Source organism: Prosthecobacter fusiformis, assembly GCF_004364345.1.
GTDB lineage: Bacteria > Verrucomicrobiota > Verrucomicrobiia > Verrucomicrobiales > Verrucomicrobiaceae > Prosthecobacter > Prosthecobacter fusiformis.
This window is the reverse complement of the sequence record NZ_SOCA01000001.1, coordinates 1,336,034-1,354,413: the sequence shown is the minus strand read 5'-3', so window position 1 is coordinate 1,354,413 and position 18,380 is coordinate 1,336,034. Positions and strand designations below refer to the sequence as shown.

Here is an 18,380-nt window from a genome sequence, read left to right as displayed (position 1 = left end):
AATGTCTTGTCCGTGATTCTTGGTTAAAGAAAGTATCGGCTCACGGGGATATCTTCGCCCACACGCCTTGTTTTTCCTCTCGTGCCTTGCGGCTGAGGTCCATGAGTTCCGCGAGGTAAGTCGGCAGGTCACGGGGATCCCCAGGCAGGAGGGTATCCACCCCGTCCAGTCTTGCATAGCCTTTGCGCAGAAGCAGATCCATGAGATACACACGCTGCCCGTCCTCCCTGACAAAGCGGATGAGGGCATAGTAACGGAGGGTATTGGGCACCCGTTCCCAGCGGGTGATGACCTCGAAAGGCCGGGTTTTAAGCAGCTCGGCCACATAAGCGGCAGCCTCAGTGCCCGTGGAGGTGATGACTCTTTCGTTGGTCCGGCCAAAGTACCGTGCCTGCTCCGCCACACGTTGGGGGTGGTTCATGTTGGCTTCCAGAGCATCCACAAAATACAGGACAAAAATATGCTCATCATTGCCGATGCGGATGCGCAGGGTATCCGCCTCATTGGCGCGGCTTTCCACCAGGGCGGCACGGGGGAAGATGAGGAATTTATCTTCTACCTGCTTGGGGCTGCCGCCTTCATCCGGCAGGGTTTCCCCAGGTACACCGGCCACCTTTACCGGCACCGCCGGCACGGGAGCAGGGCGGCTTTCTTTGAGCAAAATGCCCCCCAGTACCACCATCAGCACCAGCACCGCAGTGATGGCGAGGTTAAGCAGAGTGTCACGGAGTGGCATGGGCAGCCCCTATAGTCCCTGCTATCCGGCACTTGCCAAGCTCTTAGACCTGTTTGCAGCGCCTTCAGCGGGTATAAAAACACTGCTGCCTCCATGCCCGTCATTACAGCCCCAGGTCTTCACGCACCCCTGGATCCGTCATCAGAGCTTTTTTAGAGGAAACCACAAGAGCGGCCGCCTGACGGGCCCGGTAAGCCAGTTCATTGAATTTGGCATACGTGCGGGAAGGATTCAGCACTTCCGTCCGGACGAGTTCCCCATAGTCCACCAGAGCGTCCACATAAGCCCATACGCGCTGGTCCAGCCGTGGCCGCAGATTTCTCAGGCGGTTGAGCGTGCCCCCCAGTTCATCCTGCTTCAGGGTGCTGACCGTGCCTTTGAAATCATTTTGGATAGAGTTCACCAAGCCCAGAGCATTGGTATCCGCTGCTTCCAGGGAGCCGCTCAGGGAAAGGGTGGTCGGCCCCCGGCCCTGGCCATATGCCAGCAGATATTTGGCCGAGAGGCTGTTGGGCGCTTTTTCCAAAACGGATTGCAGCCGGGCCACTGCTTGCGGTGTACGCAAAATGGCGGCTGCCTGACGTGGGTCTCGCATCAGCACGGATTTAATCACTTCAAATTCCGACATTCCTTGTTGGAGGGGAACAGGTCGCTCCACACTGGCCAGACTTACGGCTTGATCGAACTGCTCAAGCGCGAAGATATGGATCGCAATGAGGGGTGCGGGACCATCCATCACCAGGACGTCGGAAACGGCCCGCTCGTTTTTGGCAGGCACGGCCACGATTTTGCATGAGCCGCGTGTCGCTCCCCGCAGCTTGGCCGCTACACCGCCGATAGGCTGCACGGAGCCATCCGCATTCATATCCCCGGTGACCGCGAAAGTGGGATCCCAGGGTTTGCCTGTGATGACCGCCTCCACAAGCAGGGCGCAGGCGACTGCGGCGGAGGGACCATCCTTGTCGGAATATTTCTCTTCAAAGGCGATTTCTAAATCCATATTCGTGGGCATTTGATGCCGCAGGTCCAAAAATTTGCGCACCTCACGCAAGGCGACGTCCATGTCCTCCCCCACAGATTGGGTGAAGCGAAGGGAAGAGCCTCCTGGTACGGCTGTAATGTTCATCCGGGTCACTTCCCCGGCTTCCTGTCCGCTTTCCAAGGGCATGACCAGGAGGCCATTTACATGTGCCTGTTTGAGTTTGACGGTGCTGGCCGCAGGCTTGTCCGCCGGAGTGGGCAGCGGAGTTTCGTCCTTCTTGGTCGCCATATCCCCGTTCGTCACAGAGGCAGGCAGGGCTTCGCGCAAAGGTTTGGGGGTAGCATTTGCCATGCCCTCCAGCATCAGTTGGCCATCCAGGGTCTGCGCGGTGAGTGTGCAGCCGCCAGAGATCGGCTCCAAGATCATCTGGAGGCCCACCCCGCCACCAATTTTGGGGGGTGCTGGTGGATCATTGTTCACCCAGCGTACCGGCAGCATGACCTCTGGATTTGTATCCCCAACCTCCCCAAAGAGGATCGGGCCGCCTCCAGAAATGCTTTTGCAGTTTTCGATGGTGACCTGGGAAAGGGTCAGCATCAAAGTCGGATGAATCGCACAGTTGATGAACTTCGTGTAACGGATGGTGGGCCGCCGGGCCAGGGTGACGGGCGTGTTTTCTCCACCCACGGCCATTCTTAGGAGATGGCTGGTCGAAAACTGGTCACTCACCCGGCAGTCCATCATTTCCAACCCCAAAGCGTTGCCGGGTGCTGTCCACGCGCAGGCCTGGAGGATGCAATTGGTCATTCGGAACGAGGTCGGCCTGCCTGTGCGGGAGGTGCTGCCGCCGATCTCACATTTGTCTAGAGCAGAGGATTCAATGATCACTTCGGCCCCTGGCTCGGCATAAATCTGGCAGCTTCTCAGTACGGCACCACGCACGCGCAATTGAGCCCCCTCATGAACCACCAGCTTGGCCGCTTCGATGGTGGTGGAATCAGAGATCTCAAAGCTGGATCGTTGATTGTTCTCCGGCTTGAGCGTGACAATGCCTGATCCCAGATATGAACCTGCTGGCAGGCGCAGTGAGCTATTGACCAGGAAAGACTCCTGGCCGAATACCAATGGCTTATAGATAGCCACCTGCCCCTGGGCAGGCAGTGACGAGAAAATGCTGATCAACCCGTAACATGCGGCCAAGTATTTCCAGGGTAAGGGCACAGTGATTTTCATAAAAGGGAGTTGTGAGGATTTACAGTGAAATTTCTAGCGCCTCAACCTTCTCTGTCGAGTAATTAGCTGCCGACTTTAAATCCCGGCCTTGATTCTCCATTGGCCCCCGCTAAACCCACCTAATGTCCCTTGAATCCGACCGTGCTGAACTCGCCGAAATCCTCCGTAGCAAATCCGTAAAGACGGGCAAATTCACCCTCGCCTCAGGCAAGGAAAGCGATCTTTACGTGGATTGCCGGGTGACCACGCTGGATTCCCGCGGGGCGGTGCTCGTGGGCCGGGTGCTGCATGATCTGCTGCGCAAGGAAGAAGCGGCCAAAGGACTCAGCATCGGCTCCCTGGGTGGGCTGACGATGGGGGCGGACCCCATTACCCTTGCGGTGGCCATGACCTCCAGCATGGCTGGCGATGCCAAAGTGATCCAGGCCTTCAATGTGCGCAAAGAGCCCAAAGGCCATGGACGTGGCAAGCGTATTGAGGGGAATTTTGACCCGTCTCAGCCCGTGGTGGTTGTGGATGATGTCATCACTACCGGGGACTCCACGCTGAAGGCCATCCAGGCCATTGAGGAAGAAGGTGGCAAGGTCGCCTTCGCACTCATCCTGGTGGATCGTCAGGAAGGCGGCCGCCAGAATATTGAAGGCAAGGGTTATCCGGTGGTGGCCGCTTATACCCGCGCTGACCTGGTCTGATCCTTTGCTTGCCCCGGCATTCAATTGACACGGGCCCTGCTCGCGGGAAGCTGTTGCCCGTGAGGATGATTCATTCTGGCTTCCGCCCCGGGCTCGCCGCCCTGGTTGCGTCCCTCGCTTTAAACGCCGGTGCGCAGATCACCCAGCGGGGGGATACGGTGGGAAAGATCCTCAATGAGTGGCATGAGGCCGGTACAGCCGCAGGGCTGGAAGCCATCACGTATGAAAATCGCGATGGCCAGCATTCCCCGCTGAAGACTGCGCAGTATCCTCAGCTGCAAATCTTTCAGCCGGATACTAAAAGCGGCCCACCGACAGGCCCGGCCATGGCGCTGAGGATGAAGCCCACGGTGGGCAATTGCTCCATGTCCGCCGCCGCCGATCAGGGCGGCAGCCTGCCGCGCTTATACCAGGTGGACCCTCAGGGGCAGAAGTTCCTGATGATGCAGTATCTGGCCAACAATCTCATGATCTACCCTGAGCACCAGGATTATGACATTGGCGGCAACGGAGTGGGCGGATACGGGGATCTTTATCCTTCCAACAATGCCTGCTCGATCATTTCGCAGGGCTCTTCCGGCAGCGACCAGCCTTTTCTCAATGCGGTGTTCACCACCATCGCCGCATTCCCACCTGAAACGCAGAAAATGCTTATCGAAAAGCGTCTGCTCATGCCCACCGTGCAGTCCATTTTCCGCCAGTCTAACAAGAAGGTTAAAACGGCTTCGGATTATTTAACCGGTGCCGCTCATCCCGTGGTCTTTGATGTCAGCGGTCTGGATGAAGAAAAAATGGTCCGCATGGCTCATGAGACGACCCCGGCCAAAATCCCACCCCTCGTTCAGGTGGAAGTGGTGGAGGAAACTTCCCTGGTTGCCGGAAAAGATTATTTCGAAGCAGAAAAGCCCCATCCGTATAAACTCGCAGATACCCCCGTCTCCATCGCCCGCATCATGCGGGGCAATGGCTCTGAATACGTGGTGACCGTCAGTGCTAAAAAGAGCGCGGATCTCACGGGCAGGCCGGTCCGGTTACGCTGGCAGCTTTTGCAGGGAAACCCCAAGCTAGTCCGGCTGGAAAGCTCCACAAAGGAGCCTGTGGCGAGGCTGACTGTGCGCTGGCATCCCCCGCTCACCACGGCATCAGGCATCCGCAGTCATCGCGTGGACATCGGACTGTTTGCAGACAATGACGTCAGTGTCAGTGCCCCTGCAATCATCAGCTTTTACATGCTGCCTAACGAAATGCATTTCTATGACGCTCAAGGCCGCATTTCAGAGATCTGCTACCAGGCCCACAATCCAGAGCTGGGTCTCCCGCCCAGCAGCCAGGATGCCCGTTGGCTAAAAGCCATGCAGGCCGTCTCTTTGGCCGGGGATGGCCTTCGCAGTCGGCTCGTGGAAAAACTGCTGACCGCGCCAGAACGTCAGGCCATTCACAAGGCGTGGCTGCCCCTGGATGAGCAGTGGCAGGAGGTCCGGCGGCTGGAGGCAGATCCAGGAAAGAAGGACAAGGCCGCTGCCCTGAAAAAAACTCTGCTGCAGAGCGTGGCTACCACTCTGGATACTCCACTGCCCGGGGACCGTGCACTGACGGTGCGCACCGCCATCGAGCAGGCGTTGGAAGCCGTGGCCGGATTCACCGATCTGTATCCTTCTTTTCAAAGGGAACTGCTTTCTCTCGCGGCCAAATCAAGCAAACCCACCGCTCAGGCGGACATCGCCCATCAAATACAGAGGCTTAAAGATCTGAATATTTTCTCGGAAAACAGCAGCGGCCTCATCACCCCGTTTGTCCCTTTGGACCAGCTTACCGATGCGGACCGTTATTACATCAGCGGTCTCAATCGTACTCTGCTCAGCCAGGTGCTTTTCCCGGAGGCGCTGGAGCGCTCCAACGCCCCGGCCTGGGTTGACCGCAGACTCACCACGCCTAAACCCTGGCGCGATGTCCATCGCTATGACAAGGAAGGAAAACTCATCGGCTGGATCCGCCATCAGGCAGGACGCACGGCCTGGTTTGCCCCCGATGGCCGTTATCTGCCGGATGGCCTGGGCCAGCCCGATAAGGCCCTGCCCGTCATCTATGAGAAGAATGAGCAAGGACTGCTGGAGTGGCGCAGCAAATGACGTATAACATGGCTCCCCCTGCCATGAGAATACTGACCCTTGCTCTGCTCCTTGCCACCAGCCTCCAGGCGGCTGATCTGGAAACCGATGTCTGCATTTACGGTGCCACCCCCGGCGGTGTGGCCGCAGCCGTCTCCGCCGCCCGCTCCGGTAGCGAGGTGATTTTGATCGAGCCCACGGCCCGCATCGGCGGCCTCCTGACCAGTGGTCTTTCCCACACAGATTTTCATTCTCTGGAATCCCTCACCGGCAGCTTCCTGGAATTCAGCCAGCAGGTGAAAGCTCACTACATCAAAACCTACGGCGCAGAGTCTGAGCAGGTGAAGGCCAGCTTTGAAGGCACCTTTGGCGAGCCGAAGGTGAATCTCCTCATCCTGGAGCAAATGCTCAAGGACCCCCGCATCACCATCCACCGGAGCACCGTTTTGACCTCGGTTCAGACCCAGGGTGAAAAAGTGGAAGCCGCTGAATTCAAAGCCGGTAATGAGACGCTCAAAGTCCAGGCCAAAGTCTTCATTGATGGCAGCTATGAAGGTGACCTCATGGCCAAAGCAGGGGTCAAATACCACGTCGGTCGCGAAGGCCAGGACCAGTATGGAGAGTCCCTGGCCCCTGAAAAAGGAGACAGCGAGCTGCAAGCCTACAACTTCCGCTTCTGCGCCACGGATGATCCCGCGAACGTTGTGCCCATCACCGCTCCGAAGGGTTATAAGCGCGAAGACTTCCTGCCCGTGCTGGACTTTTTGAAGCCGGGTGTCATTGACCGCGTTTTTGGTTATCCTTCGAAATGCATCGTCAAGGCCCAGACGCCGGCTCTTCCTAACAACAAGTATGACCTCAATGACGTCTCCCGTGGCCTCGTCCGCCTGTCCATGCCAGGGCACAATCTCGCCTGGCCGGAGGGGGATGAAGCCGCCCGCCAGGCCATCTTCGAAGAGCACGTACGCTACAACGTCGGCCTCCTCTATTTCCTCATCAATGATGAAGCCGTCCCCGCCCATATTCAGCAGCCTGCTAAAGCCTGGGGCTGGTGCAAAGACGAGTTCACCGAGACAGACCACCTGCCTCCCCAGCTCTACGTGCGCGAAGCCCGCCGCATGACCGGTCAGCACGTCTATGTGCAGCAGGACAGCGAGCATGCGAAAGACGATGCCCGCGCCAAGCTCTTCACTGCCTCCATCGCCATGGGGGATTATGGCAACAACTGCCATGGCACCTCTCATGAAGGTCCGCAGATCGGCGGAAAACATGGTGGCGAGCTCTACAACCCCGTCCCTCCGTACCAGATCCCTTACGGTGCTCTGCTGCCAAAGGAGCGCAGCAATCTCCTCGTTCCCGTCGCCGTGTCTTCCTCCCATGTCGGCTTCTGTGCGCTGCGTCTGGAGCCCATCTGGATGTCCCTGGGCCAGGCGGCAGGGCACGCCGCAGCCATGGCCGCCCAGTCCGGTCAGCCAGTCCAGGAAGTCTCCGTCCCCGCCCTCCAGGCTAAGCTGCACCAGGACAAATCCGCCACCATCTACGTGGCCGATGTCCTCCCTGGCCACGCCCTTTTCGATGCCGTCCAGTGGTGGGGCACCGCCGGCGGCCTGCATGGCCTCAATCCCATGCCTGAAAAGCCCGGCCAGCGCGGCAAAAACCTCCACGGCCAGTATTATGAGGCCAATCCAGGACATGCTGCTGAGCTGGACAAATCCCTTGATGAGGCCACTCGTACCCGCTGGCTCGCCCTGGCTGGGGAACTTGGCCTCACTGCGGCAGAAAAGCTGGCCCAGGCATCCACTCGCGGGGACTTCATCCAGGCCGCCTTCGCCGCCGCCGCCCGCTGACCCGATCCACGCGGACTTCGCAATGATTCATTGCGGAGTCCAGCAGGCACCCGCCTACTTTCCGCCCTGTTCGTTGATCTTCCGTTCATACATCTTGGCATACTTCAGGAAGGTGTAAAGGAAGGCATACACCCCCAGCAGCAGGCCTGGGAAGCCATCTTTGTATCCCTGCTTGAGCAGATACCACTTCGCCACCGCCCCCCAGGGGCGCAGCACCACTTTGCCCAGGGAGCTGTCTGCCACCGCCTCCGGTCCCGCCCCTCGGGCCGCCCGGCTGGAGTAATGGTTACACTTGGCAAACAGATCATGGATAGACCCTGTCGTATCGTGCTTCAATAGGCCTGCCAGCGGCGGCTTGCCGATCTTCTTCTGGCCCTCCGGCTTGTCATCCACCGGCCGGTCGTTGAAGCGCACCAACTGCCGGTTATACAGCCGGATGATACGATCCGGGGAGGAGACGGGATAAAAGGCGTGCAGGCTCCGGCCCAGGAATAGCCACTCCCGCCACACCCGGAAGGAATCCCGATCCCCCGGCCCCTTTTCCTTCCATTCCTTCAGCGTCTTCACCAGTTCCTCATCCAGGGATTCATCCGCATCGATGCAGAAGACCCAGTCATGCGTCGCCAGGGCAGTGGCCTTGTTCATCTGCGTCCCGTGGTATAGATAAGGTTCCTGGACGACCTTGGACGTATAGCGCCGGGCGATCTCCATCGTCGCATCCGTACTGAAGGAATCCACGATGATGATCTCATCCGCCACTCCTGCGAGGCTGGCCAGCGTAGTATTCAGCGTGCGCTCGGCATTGAAAGTGACACAGCAAAAGGAAATCGGGGTCATGGGTAAAAACGTGAGGGCTGGCCAGTCGGCACAGGTCCTCTGCTATTTCGCAGGTGTCGCCATGGCAGGCAAGTGGCGGTTTGTGAACCCTTCTTCTCAGGATGCCCCCACACCACGCAGCACCGCCGGCAGTGTCCGCAGCAGGATCTTGAGATCCAGCCAGAGAGACCAGTTGTCGATGTACTGGAGGTCCAGTGCCACCCACTCCTCAAAGTTGCGGATACCATTCCGCCCCGTCACCTGCCACAGACACGTCAGGCCCGGCTTCACGCTGAGGCGTCGCCGCTGCGCATGCTTGGCTATCTTTTGGATCTCATAGACCGGCAGCGGCCTCGGTCCCACCAGGCTCATCTCCCCCCGCAGCACATTGAGCAGTTGCGGCAGTTCATCGATGCTCATCCGCCTCAGCCAGCGGCCAAAGGGGAAGATGCGTGGGTCATCACTGATTTTAAAAACCGGCCCCGTCATTTCGTTCCAGGTTTCCAGCTCCGCCCGGCGTGCTTCCGCATCCAGATTCATCGTGCGGAATTTCCACATCCGAAATGGCTTCCCGTAGTGCCCGGAGCGCTCCTGGCGGAAGAAAATCGGCCCTGTTGAGGACAGCCGGATACCCAGCATCGCCACCAGCCACAGGGGCAGGGTCACTAGCAGCAGCACAGCCGCGCCCAGGCGGTCCAGGATGTCTTTAGACCACAGTGCCCAAGAGATTTGCGGCGTACTGTGGAAAACCAGCATCAGCCTTCCGCCCATCACATCAAAGGTCGGCCGGGCGATCGCCGTCTGGAAGAAATCCGCAGCGATCCACGCCTCCACCCCCTCCGTTTCACAGGCCTGCACCGCTTCTTCGATCTTGCTGAAATGCACGTGCTGGGCGGCAAAGATCACCCGCGCCACAGACTGCTCATGCATGGCCGCCACCAAGTCACTGATCGGCTGCCGCGTGATGTCGATCAGGCTGCAAATTTCCAGGCTCGCCCGTTGCTCCGCCGGCAGTTTTTCCACAAAACTCTCCATGTCAGAACCCAGACCCGCCAGCAGCACCCGCTCACGCCCCTTGCCGGAGGCGATCTGGTGGCGCAGCTTACTTCTCTGCACCGCCTCCCGGATCAGCAGCGCCATCCCCGCCAGCATCACCGCCATCAGGATCACGGATCGGCTGGGCACCTCCCATTTTAAAAACACCACCAGCGCGCCGATGATCGTGCCCATGATCACCAGCCCCTCAGCCAGCTGGCGCAGGCTCCGTGCGGGGGCCTTGTGATAAAAGTGTGCGTAAAATCCCCGGGCCTCCAGTACCAGCGGTGTAAAAGGACCCACCACCGCCATGATCCAGTATAATTTTTCCACCGGCGGGATCTCCACCAGCTCCGGCCAGATCTGCGAAAGGACCGATGAACGGATAAAATGCGCCAGCCAAAGGCAGAAAATAAGCAAGGCGCTATCTAGCAGCTGGGTAAGCTGTAAATTGATTTCCTGTCGGCGACCAAGCATAATCAGGTTAAATGTTCTCCTGCGCGATTACTTTGTTTCTATTGAAATTATAACAAACCTAGCGAATGCCACAACTTCTTTCCTCCAGCAACTTGCTACTTTCTTCCCGCCCCCTCGCGGTTGGCGTCATCCCAGACCCTGCAACCCTCCAGTTTTGGAGCAGCCTCAGCCCCGCGCAAAGGGAGGCCTCCTGTGATGTCATTGAGCTCAGGCTCGATACCCTTAAAACACCTGCGGCAGACATCCGCGCCGCCCTTTCCGGCAACACCGTCCCCATCCTGCTCACCGCCCGTCACCCCGCTGAAGGTGGCCAGGGCACAGAAGATGCCGCCGGCCGCATCGCCATGATCGAGCCTCTTCTCGACCTCGCAGTCCTCATTGATATCGAGCTTCGCAGCGCCATGGACATGCGTCCCCTGGTGCAAAAAGCGCAGGGCAGGGGCGTCCGCGTCATCGGCTCCTTTCATGACTTCCAGACCACCCCGGGGGAGGAAGTCCTGCGTGGAGCCATCAATTTTGCCCAACCTGCCGGCCTGGATGCGGTGAAACTGGCCACTTTTCTGAATACCTCCGCAGATCTTACCCGCCTCATCACCCTCACTTCGGAGGTCCATCGCCTGCGACTTTCCACCATGGGGATGGGACCTTTGGGGCGTGTTTCGCGGTTGGTCCTTGCAAAGTGTGGCAGCCTGCTCAACTACGGCTATCTTGGTCAGGCGAATGCTCCCGGGCAGTGGCCTGCCGCCCGTTTGAAGGAACTCCTGGCTGAACTGTGATATGACCACTTTCCAATTTCCCAAGTCCTTCCGGTGGATCGCTCTGCTGGCCCTCCTCCCTCTCACCGGCTGCGAAGATCCCCAGCGTGAGGTGAAGCTCCAGTGGCGTGAAGATGAGGTCAATAAAAAGGAGGCCGCCGTCATCCAGCGTGAGATGGCCCTGGCCAAAGAAAAACAGGTCATGGAGGGCAACCGCCTGGACCTCCTGGCCAAAGAAAAAAGCGTCGCCAGCCTCCAGAAGCAGCTTGAGGAAGAGGTCGAAAAAACCAAGCGCGTCCGTCGCGAGGTGGAAATCCGCCAACTCCGTGGCCCCATCCCGCAGATCAGTGCAGACCGTGTTATTGTCATTGATGCCGCTTCGGATGAGATCATGTTTGAAAAAAACCCGGACAAGCGCGGAGCCATCGCCAGCACCACCAAGCTCCTCACCGCCCTGCTCGTCGTGGAGGCCGGGGAGTTGGATAAAATTGTCACGGTGGAGGAAAGCGATACCCAGTGCTCCCCCGTCCGCATCGGCCTCAAGGCAGGTGAGCAGTACACCCGCCGCCAGTTGCTGACGGCCATGCTCGTGAAAAGCTCCAACGACATCGCTCAGGCGCTCGCCCGGGACAATGCAGGTAGCGTCGAAGCCTTCGCTGCTAAAATGAACGAAAAATGCCTCGCCCTGGGCCTCCAGGACAGTCATTACGTCAATCCCCACGGCCTCCCCGCTCGCAATGGCGATGAACCTTTCAGCACCGCTCGGGATCTCAGCGCCATCGCCAAAGCCTGCGATGTCCAGCCTGCCATTCGGGAGATCGTCAAGCTCCAGAGCTACTCCTTCAAATGGCCCAACGGCCGCGTCACGGAGCTTTCCAATACCAACCGTGTCCTCCGCAGCGCCGGATACTGCGATGGTATGAAAACCGGTTATACCGATGCCGCCGGTTACTGCCTCGTCGCCAGTGGTGAGCGCAATGGCAAGCGCCGCATCGTCGTCGTCCTCAATGACACCGAAGGCGGCGTCTGGCGGGATGCCCAGGCCCTCCTGGACTGGGCTTTGAAAGCCTGATTCAGGGGCTGTTCGTACCCCATCCGGCAGGCACCGGACTACCTCATTCTAGGCCTACCTTTTCCGCTTTCTCCTTCCATGAAAGCCCTCATCACCGGGGGTGCCGGATTTATCGGCTCCCACATCGCTCAAGCCCTCTGCTCTCGCGGGGCCAGCGTCGTCGTCCTCGATAACCTCAGCCTCGGTAGCCTTCAAAATCTCGACTGGAAAAAACCCGGCGACGACCTTGAATTCATCCAGGGAGACATCGCCGATGCGGCCCTGCTGGCCAGGATTACTCCCGGTTGTGACTGGGTCTTTCATGAAGCAGCCCTCCCCTCCGTTCCGCTCTCCATCTCCCAGCCTCTCCAGAGCCACGCCGATAACCTCAATGGCACCCTTCAGGTTCTCATCGCCGCGCGTGATGCCCACGTGAAGCGGGTCATTTTCGCCAGTTCTTCCGCCATCTATGGGGATTCCGAAGTCCCTTCCAAAGACGAATCCCTCCCGCCAAATCCCCTCTCCCCCTACGCCCTGCAAAAATACGCCAGCGAAAAATACTGCCAGCTCTTCCACCAGCTTTACGGGCTGGAAACCGTCAGCCTTCGCTATTTTAACGTCTTTGGTCCCCGCCAGGCCTTTGATTCCCCCTATTCTGGTGTCATCGCCAAATACTGTACCGCCATGCTCAAAGGGGAGCGCCCCCTCGTCTTTGGGGATGGACTCCAGGTCCGCGACTTCACCTTTGTAGAAAACGCCGTCTCCGCCAACCTCCTCGCCGCTGAAGCCCCCGCCGCAAAAGTGGCCGGACGCTTCTTCAACTCCGCCACCGGCGACTCCATCTCCCTGCTCCAGCTCATTGATGAGCTGAACCGCCTCACCAAGCAGAACCTCCAGCCCGATTTTCATCCCTCTCGCATCGGTGACGTCCGCCACTCCCTCGCTGATATCTCCGCCGGCCGCCAAGCCATGGGTTACGACGTCCTGGTAAACTGGAAAGCCGGCCTCGCCCAGACCCTCGAATTCTACCGCTAAAAGTACCGTGGGCACTCTTGCCCGCGACCAAGGGTGCCCCCAAGCCCCCCGCAGCCCCTCGTAGGGCGGGTGTGTCCGGCGAAGCAAAATTCCTTCGCTCTACCAGCCCCATCGCCGGATTACCCGCCTGTCTGGGAAGTCTCGCAGCCCAACATGTCCCCACCACCAGGAAAGCCGACGGGTCAGGAACCAACAGCATCCCTCACCCCTCCAGCACCTTTTCAATCCGCTTCCGGATGTCCGTCAGCCGCGCCACATCCCCGCCCTTCACTTCCGCTGAGATCCAGCCTCCCGTGTAGCCCACTTCATCCAGCGCCTTCATCACCGCCGGGAAATTGATGTCCCCCTCGCCGATCTCGCATTCGAAGCCCGCTTTCGGCCCCTGCTCCATGTGCTTTTTCGTGCTGTAGTCCTTGATGTCCAGCTTGAAGATCCGCTTCCCTCCCAGTGCCCGCGCCCAGTGTTCCGGCCAGCCAAAGCGCGCCACGTTGCCAATGTCGAAAAACCACCCGCACCATGGGCTGCCGATGGTATCCACGAACCTCACTGCATCCAGCGGGCTCAGGAAAAGATTGTTCCACACATTCTCCAGGGCAATTTTTACCCCCGTCTCCTCCGCCACCGGCAACACCTCACGGGTGGATCGCAGCAGGTTTTCATACACCTCCGCATACCGCTGCCCCTCCTCCACCGTCCCTGGATACATCAGCACCGTGGTCCCGCCCAGCGCCTGCGTCTGCCTCAGGGAGGTCTTGAACATTTCCACCCCCTCCTGCCGCAGCTTCTCATCCGTGGACCCCATCTGTCTTCCTCCCTTGGGGCACACCGTCCCCGGCACCACGATCCCTGTCTTCTGGATCGCCATCTTCATTTCTTCCACATCCGCCTCCGGCATCGGGCCTCCTGGTTCCACACCGTCAAAACCCGCCGCCTTCGCCATTTCAAATTTCTCCAGATAGCTCTTCCCTCCCGTAATCATTCCCAGCTTCACGGCGATCTTGATCGGCCTGCGGGTTCCCGCCCTCGCCACCCCTGTCCAGGTGGAAGCCAGGGCCAAAGAAAGAGCGGAGGGAATAAACTGACGGCGGTTGAGAGGCATGAAACCAATACGCAGTCCACCTTCCCAAATTTCTACCTTGGCATCACCCTGGCCAAACAAAAATCCCCACTTAGCCCAAGTCCACCCCCTCCTCCCTTGCGCCAGATCATCATCCTACGGGATAGTGATTTTCAGTCGTGCACCCGTTTAGCAGTCATTCTGCATAGGGTTAAATATCCATAAATATCAGCAATAAGCCTTCCCCCGTCGCTCCCCATGAAATCCCCATTTTCCCCATCCTTTCCCCCGTTGGGGGCGCCATGGGGAAACTCATCCCCATCAAAATTCATTGATCATCAACGCTTTGGATCAAAAAATCCCCGCATGGGGAAAAATTGAAATCTCTCCCCATCCCCATCTTGTTGCCCAAATATTCCATTCCTTCTAGAGCTAGAAATCCACACGCACCCTATCCAAAATCAGCACTCTCCATCGTCTGCCTCCCAGCATCATCTCCATCCTCTCGCCTTCACCTTCTCACCTCCGCCTTTGACACCCGGCCCTTTGTCCGCCACACTCCGCGCCCTTTTCCCTGTTAAGCTCCCCTTCCATGTTTGAACTTCTGGCCACCGATCCCAGCTCCTCCGCACGTCGCGGCAGGTTGACGACGCCTCATGGCGTGATCGAGACGCCCATCTTCATGCCCGTGGGCACCCAGGCCACCGTCAAGGCCGTGCACCCGGACGAATTGCGCTCACTCAATGCGCAGATCATTTTAGGCAATACCTACCACCTCTGGGTCCGCCCTGGCACAGAGATCATTGGTGCCGCCGGTGGCCTGCACAAGTTCATGAACTGGGACCGCCCCATCCTTACGGACAGCGGCGGCTACCAGGTCTTCTCGCTGGCCAAGCTGCGCAAGCTCAAGGAAGAAGGCTGCTATTTTAACAATCACGTGGACGGCACCCCCATGTTCCTGGGGCCTGAGACCGCCATGGAAATCCAGGCCACCCTGGGCAGTGACATCGCCATGCTTTTTGACGAATGCACGCCCTGGCCCTGCGAGCATGCCCCGGCCAAAGAAAGCCTGGAGCTGACCCTCCGTTGGGCGCGCCGCTGCCGTGACTGGATTGACAAACATCAGCCGCAGACGGGCGGTGGAGCCCAGCTCCACTTTGGCATCGTCCAGGGCAGCACTTATGAAGACCTCCGCCAGCACTCCGCGCGGGAGCTCGTTGCCATGGACTTCAGCGGCTACGCCATCGGTGGCCTCAGCGTCGGCGAGCCGGAAGAGGACATGATGCGCATTGCAGAGTGGACCTGCCCCCTGCTGCCGGAGCATAAAGCCCGTTATGCCATGGGCCTCGGCACCCCGCCACAGATGGTGGAGCTCATCGCCCGCGGCATTGATATGTTTGACTGCGTGCTCCCCACACGCCTCGCCCGCAATGGCACCGCCTACACCCACGAAGGCACCCTGAACCTGCGAAACAATAAGTTTGCCAAAGACTTTCGCCCCCTCGCGGAGGACACTCATCCCCTCTGCCAGGGCTTTTCCAGGGCCTACATCCGCCATTTGATCAATACCCAGGAGGTCCTGGGTTTACGGTTGATTTCCCTTCACAATCTGCATTTCTACCTGTCCCTCGCCTCCAGGGCACGCTCAGCCATCGAACAAGGTTGCTTTGCCGACTTCCGTGCTGAGGTCGTCGCCCGTTATCAAACCCGTCCCGAAACCCTAGATTCATGACCCTCCCTACTCTCGCTCTCCTCGCTCAATCTCCTGCTCCCGCCGCTGGCGGTGGCATGAACACCCTGGTCATGATGGGCCTCATGTTTGTCATGATGTACTTCATCCTCATCCGCCCCCAGCGCATGCGCCAGAAGGAACTCGAGAAACTGATCAATGGCGTCAAGGTCGGCGACCATGTCGTCCTCAATGGTGGCGAACACGGCATTATCACCAGCGTCAAGGAGAAGACCATCATGGTGAAAGTAGCCGACAATGTGAAGATCGAATACGAGCGCAGCTCCATCGCCTCCATCAGCAAAAAAACAGACGTGGTCGAAGCAACAACCACTGCCGCTTGATCCGTTTCCGCAGTTGCTCTTGCAGCACTGAGCCTTGAGCCCCTTTTCAAAACCAACCCACCATGGCCGCCATCTCAACCTTCCTCGTTGGAGCTTCGATCCTCCTGCTGCTCCTGTTTTACATCGGCACCACGATGCATGACCGCAAGCGCAGGTACGGCACCCTCCTTATCTTCATCGCCACCGCCTTCGCCATCTACACAGTGGATGTCATGGGCATCAAGAAGGGCATCGACCTTCAAGGCGGCAGTGAGTTCGTTGTGCGCCTGGAGCCAGGAAAAGCAGACGATGGAAGCGCTAAAGCTGTGACCCCAGATTCTGTCCAGCAGGCAATCGCCATTCTGGAAAAGCGTCTCAACCCCAACTCCGTTCTGGATCTCACCATGCAGCCTCAGGGGGATGACCGCATCCTCATCCAGATGCCGGGTGTGAAGGCCGAAGAGTTCGCCGATGTACGCACCAAGATCCAGCAGGTCGCCCATCTGGAATTCCGCATCGTCCAGACCAAAAAAGCTCCTGGTGAACTCCGTGAGCCAGGCACCGAAGAGTTGTTCTATAAGCCTGAAAAAGACGCTCAGGGCAAGGAGCTGCCAAGCGCAGGCAGCGAGATGGTGAGAAACCGTGCGGACATGGAAGGCAAGTATGTGAAGGAATCCTTCGCCACCTTTGATGCCGAAGGCTGGAAGGTCATCCTGAACTTCGACAGCACCGGAGCCAAGCTTTTCGATGAAGTCGCCGCAGCTAACCGTGGCCGTCAGATGGCCATCGTGGTGGACAAGCAAATCATTTCCGCGCCTGTCCTTCAGGCCAGCCAGTTTGGCGGCACCGCTGTCATCAGTGGTCGTTTCAAAGAGCCGGAGGCACGCACCCTTGCCAGCCTTCTGGAAAACCCGCTGGAAAACCCGATGACCATCCTCTCGGAGAGCGCTGTCTCCTCTGCTTATGGTGAGTCCTCTATCAACCAGGGTATGTGGGTCGGTATCGGCGGTCTGGCATTCACCACCCTCTTCATGGTTTTTGTTTATCGCATGGCCGGTCTCATCGCCATCGTTGGTCTCGTCATCAACCTCACCATCCTCTTCGGCGGCATGGCCCTCTTCGGCTTCACGCTGACCATGCCTGGTATCGCCGGTATCGTCCTCACCATCGGCATGGCGGTGGATGCCAACGTCCTCATCTATGAGCGGCTTCGTGAAGAAATGGAGGCTGGTAAGACCCTCGCCGGTGCCCTGGAAGCGGCTTATGAAAAAGCCTTCTCTGCCATTGCGGACTCCAACATCACCACCCTCATTTCCGCCATCATCCTCTTCAGCATCGCTGGCGGTCTGGTGAAGGGCTTTGCAGTCACCCTGATGATCGGTCTCCTTTCCTCCATGGTCGGAGCACTCATTGTGACACGTGTCATCTTCATGTGGGTAATCGACAAAAAGATCCTCACCAGCTTGAAGACCACCAAGCTGATCCCTGACACGGTTTTTGATATTCTTTCGAAGGCTAAGGGATTCATCATCGCCTCCCTCGTCATCACCGCCATTTCCTTCGCCGCTCTTGGCATGAAGGGTAAGGCCAGCCTTGGCATTGACTTCCGCGGCGGTGCCCTCACCCACGTCGAACTGAAATCGGATAAAACCATCACGGATGGTGAGATCGAAAACGTCTTCAAGGATCTCAAGCTTCCGGACGGCAAGGAAATCGGCACCTATTACATTCAGCGGAAAGGCAACGCCACTGGCGGTGAAGTCATCGCCATCCGCAGCGAGTTCGACTCCGGACCGGCCATCGAAGAAGCTGTGAAGACCAAGTTTGCTGACCAGATTTTAGGTACGCAGGGCAGCCGCGTCGGTGCTGTCATTGGTGACGAAGCTGCCAAGATCTCCATCGTGGCCCTCGTTGTCGCTCTCATCGCCATCTTCATCTATCTGATGTGCCGCTTTGAGTTTGCCTTTGCCCTTGGTGCCATCGTCGCTCTCGCTCATGACGTGCTTATGGTCCCCGGTCTCTGCGTCCTCTTTGGCCAGGAGCTCAGCCTCATCCACGTGGGTGCCATGCTGACCGTCGCCGGTTACTCGATCAATGACACCATCGTGGTCTTTGACCGTATTCGTGAAAACATTCAGAAGGGCGTCGGTGGCAGCACCCGCGAACTCATGAATGACGCCATCTGCAAGACCCTCAGCCGTACCATCCTGACCGGTCCGACCGCTCTTGCTCCAATGGTCGCCCTTCTTTTCCTCGGTAATCCGGCCATGCTTGAATTCGCCGTGCCGATCACCATCGGTGTGCTCCTCGGCACCTATTCCTCCATCTTCATCGCCAGCCCCCTGGTGCTGTGGTATGCGAAGAAGACTGGCACCAGCCTCAAGCGACAGGTCATGGACGCCAAAATCGAAGCCGACAAGGCTCAGGCTGCCATCGCCGCTGCCAAGGCCGTCCAGTAAGTTTCAGAACCCACAAAAAACGGGTGAGGTCCACGCGACCTCACC

Annotated in this window: 14 protein-coding genes; 9 read left to right on the top strand and 5 right to left on the bottom strand. The window is 58.5% G+C overall.

What is annotated here, in order from left to right; all coding sequences use genetic code 11:
- Positions 1-40: 40 nt before the first annotated feature.
- Positions 41-736, bottom strand: coding sequence for a thermonuclease family protein (locus EI77_RS05310; RefSeq protein WP_133793696.1), 696 nt, complete (start codon positions 734-736; stop codon positions 41-43).
- 103 nt (positions 737-839) lie between these two features.
- On the bottom strand, positions 840-2,951 hold the full coding sequence (locus EI77_RS05305) for a S16 family serine protease (protein ID WP_133793695.1): 2,112 nt from the start codon (positions 2,949-2,951) through the stop codon (positions 840-842).
- 122 nt (positions 2,952-3,073) lie between these two features.
- Here EI77_RS05305 and pyrE point away from each other — a divergent pair, with 122 nt between their 5' ends.
- The 3 genes from pyrE to EI77_RS05290 all read left to right on the top strand — a co-directional run bounded on the left by pyrE (position 3,074) and on the right by EI77_RS05290 (position 7,598).
- Positions 3,074-3,643, top strand: a complete 570-nt coding sequence (gene pyrE, locus EI77_RS05300; RefSeq protein ID WP_133793694.1) for an orotate phosphoribosyltransferase — start codon at positions 3,074-3,076, stop codon at positions 3,641-3,643.
- A 65-nt stretch (positions 3,644-3,708) separates the two neighbouring features.
- Positions 3,709-5,772, top strand: a complete 2,064-nt coding sequence (locus tag EI77_RS05295) for a hypothetical protein (RefSeq protein WP_133793693.1) — start codon at positions 3,709-3,711, stop codon at positions 5,770-5,772.
- A 23-nt stretch (positions 5,773-5,795) separates the two neighbouring features.
- The gene (locus EI77_RS05290) at positions 5,796-7,598 is read left to right on the top strand and encodes an FAD-dependent oxidoreductase (protein WP_133793692.1); all 1,803 of its coding nucleotides are present in this window, start codon (positions 5,796-5,798) and stop codon (positions 7,596-7,598) included.
- Positions 7,599-7,652: 54 nt separating this feature from the next.
- On the opposite strand, the gene EI77_RS05285 is transcribed toward EI77_RS05290, so the two are convergent.
- Positions 7,653-8,435, bottom strand: coding sequence for a glycosyltransferase family 2 protein (locus EI77_RS05285; RefSeq protein ID WP_133793691.1), 783 nt, complete (start codon positions 8,433-8,435; stop codon positions 7,653-7,655).
- Between the two features lie 96 nt (positions 8,436-8,531).
- Positions 8,532-9,926 (bottom strand): sugar transferase, encoded by a 1,395-nt coding sequence (locus tag EI77_RS05280; protein WP_133793690.1) that lies wholly within the window; start codon positions 9,924-9,926, stop codon positions 8,532-8,534.
- A 65-nt stretch (positions 9,927-9,991) separates the two neighbouring features.
- Between EI77_RS05280 and EI77_RS05275 the strand changes: the two genes are divergently transcribed.
- The 3 genes from EI77_RS05275 to EI77_RS05265 all read left to right on the top strand — a co-directional run bounded on the left by EI77_RS05275 (position 9,992) and on the right by EI77_RS05265 (position 12,767).
- Positions 9,992-10,702 (top strand): type I 3-dehydroquinate dehydratase, encoded by a 711-nt coding sequence (locus EI77_RS05275; protein WP_133793689.1) that lies wholly within the window; start codon positions 9,992-9,994, stop codon positions 10,700-10,702.
- 1 nt (position 10,703) lies between these two features.
- Positions 10,704-11,753 carry a D-alanyl-D-alanine carboxypeptidase family protein gene (locus EI77_RS05270; protein WP_133793688.1) on the top strand — a complete coding sequence of 350 codons (1,050 nt, stop codon included), beginning with the start codon at positions 10,704-10,706 and terminating at the stop codon, positions 11,751-11,753.
- 78 nt (positions 11,754-11,831) lie between these two features.
- A complete protein-coding gene (locus EI77_RS05265; RefSeq protein ID WP_133793687.1) occupies positions 11,832-12,767 on the top strand; it encodes an NAD-dependent epimerase/dehydratase family protein in 936 nt (311 codons plus the stop codon).
- A 202-nt stretch (positions 12,768-12,969) separates the two neighbouring features.
- Here EI77_RS05265 and EI77_RS05260 read toward each other — a convergent pair whose 3' ends face one another.
- Positions 12,970-13,866, bottom strand: coding sequence for a sugar phosphate isomerase/epimerase family protein (locus EI77_RS05260; RefSeq protein ID WP_133793686.1), 897 nt, complete (start codon positions 13,864-13,866; stop codon positions 12,970-12,972).
- A 532-nt stretch (positions 13,867-14,398) separates the two neighbouring features.
- Between EI77_RS05260 and tgt the strand changes: the two genes are divergently transcribed.
- The 3 genes from tgt to secD all read left to right on the top strand — a co-directional run bounded on the left by tgt (position 14,399) and on the right by secD (position 18,335).
- Positions 14,399-15,556: a tRNA guanosine(34) transglycosylase Tgt gene (gene tgt, locus EI77_RS05255; RefSeq protein WP_425606509.1), complete on the top strand. Its 1,158-nt coding sequence runs from the start codon at positions 14,399-14,401 to the stop codon at positions 15,554-15,556.
- Positions 15,553-15,897, top strand: a complete 345-nt coding sequence (yajC, locus tag EI77_RS05250; RefSeq protein WP_133793684.1) for a preprotein translocase subunit YajC — start codon at positions 15,553-15,555, stop codon at positions 15,895-15,897. Before tgt ends, yajC begins: the two co-directional genes overlap by 4 nt.
- 62 nt (positions 15,898-15,959) lie before the next feature.
- Positions 15,960-18,335 (top strand): protein translocase subunit SecD, encoded by a 2,376-nt coding sequence (secD, locus tag EI77_RS05245; protein ID WP_133793683.1) that lies wholly within the window; start codon positions 15,960-15,962, stop codon positions 18,333-18,335.
- Positions 18,336-18,380 lie beyond the last annotated feature (45 nt).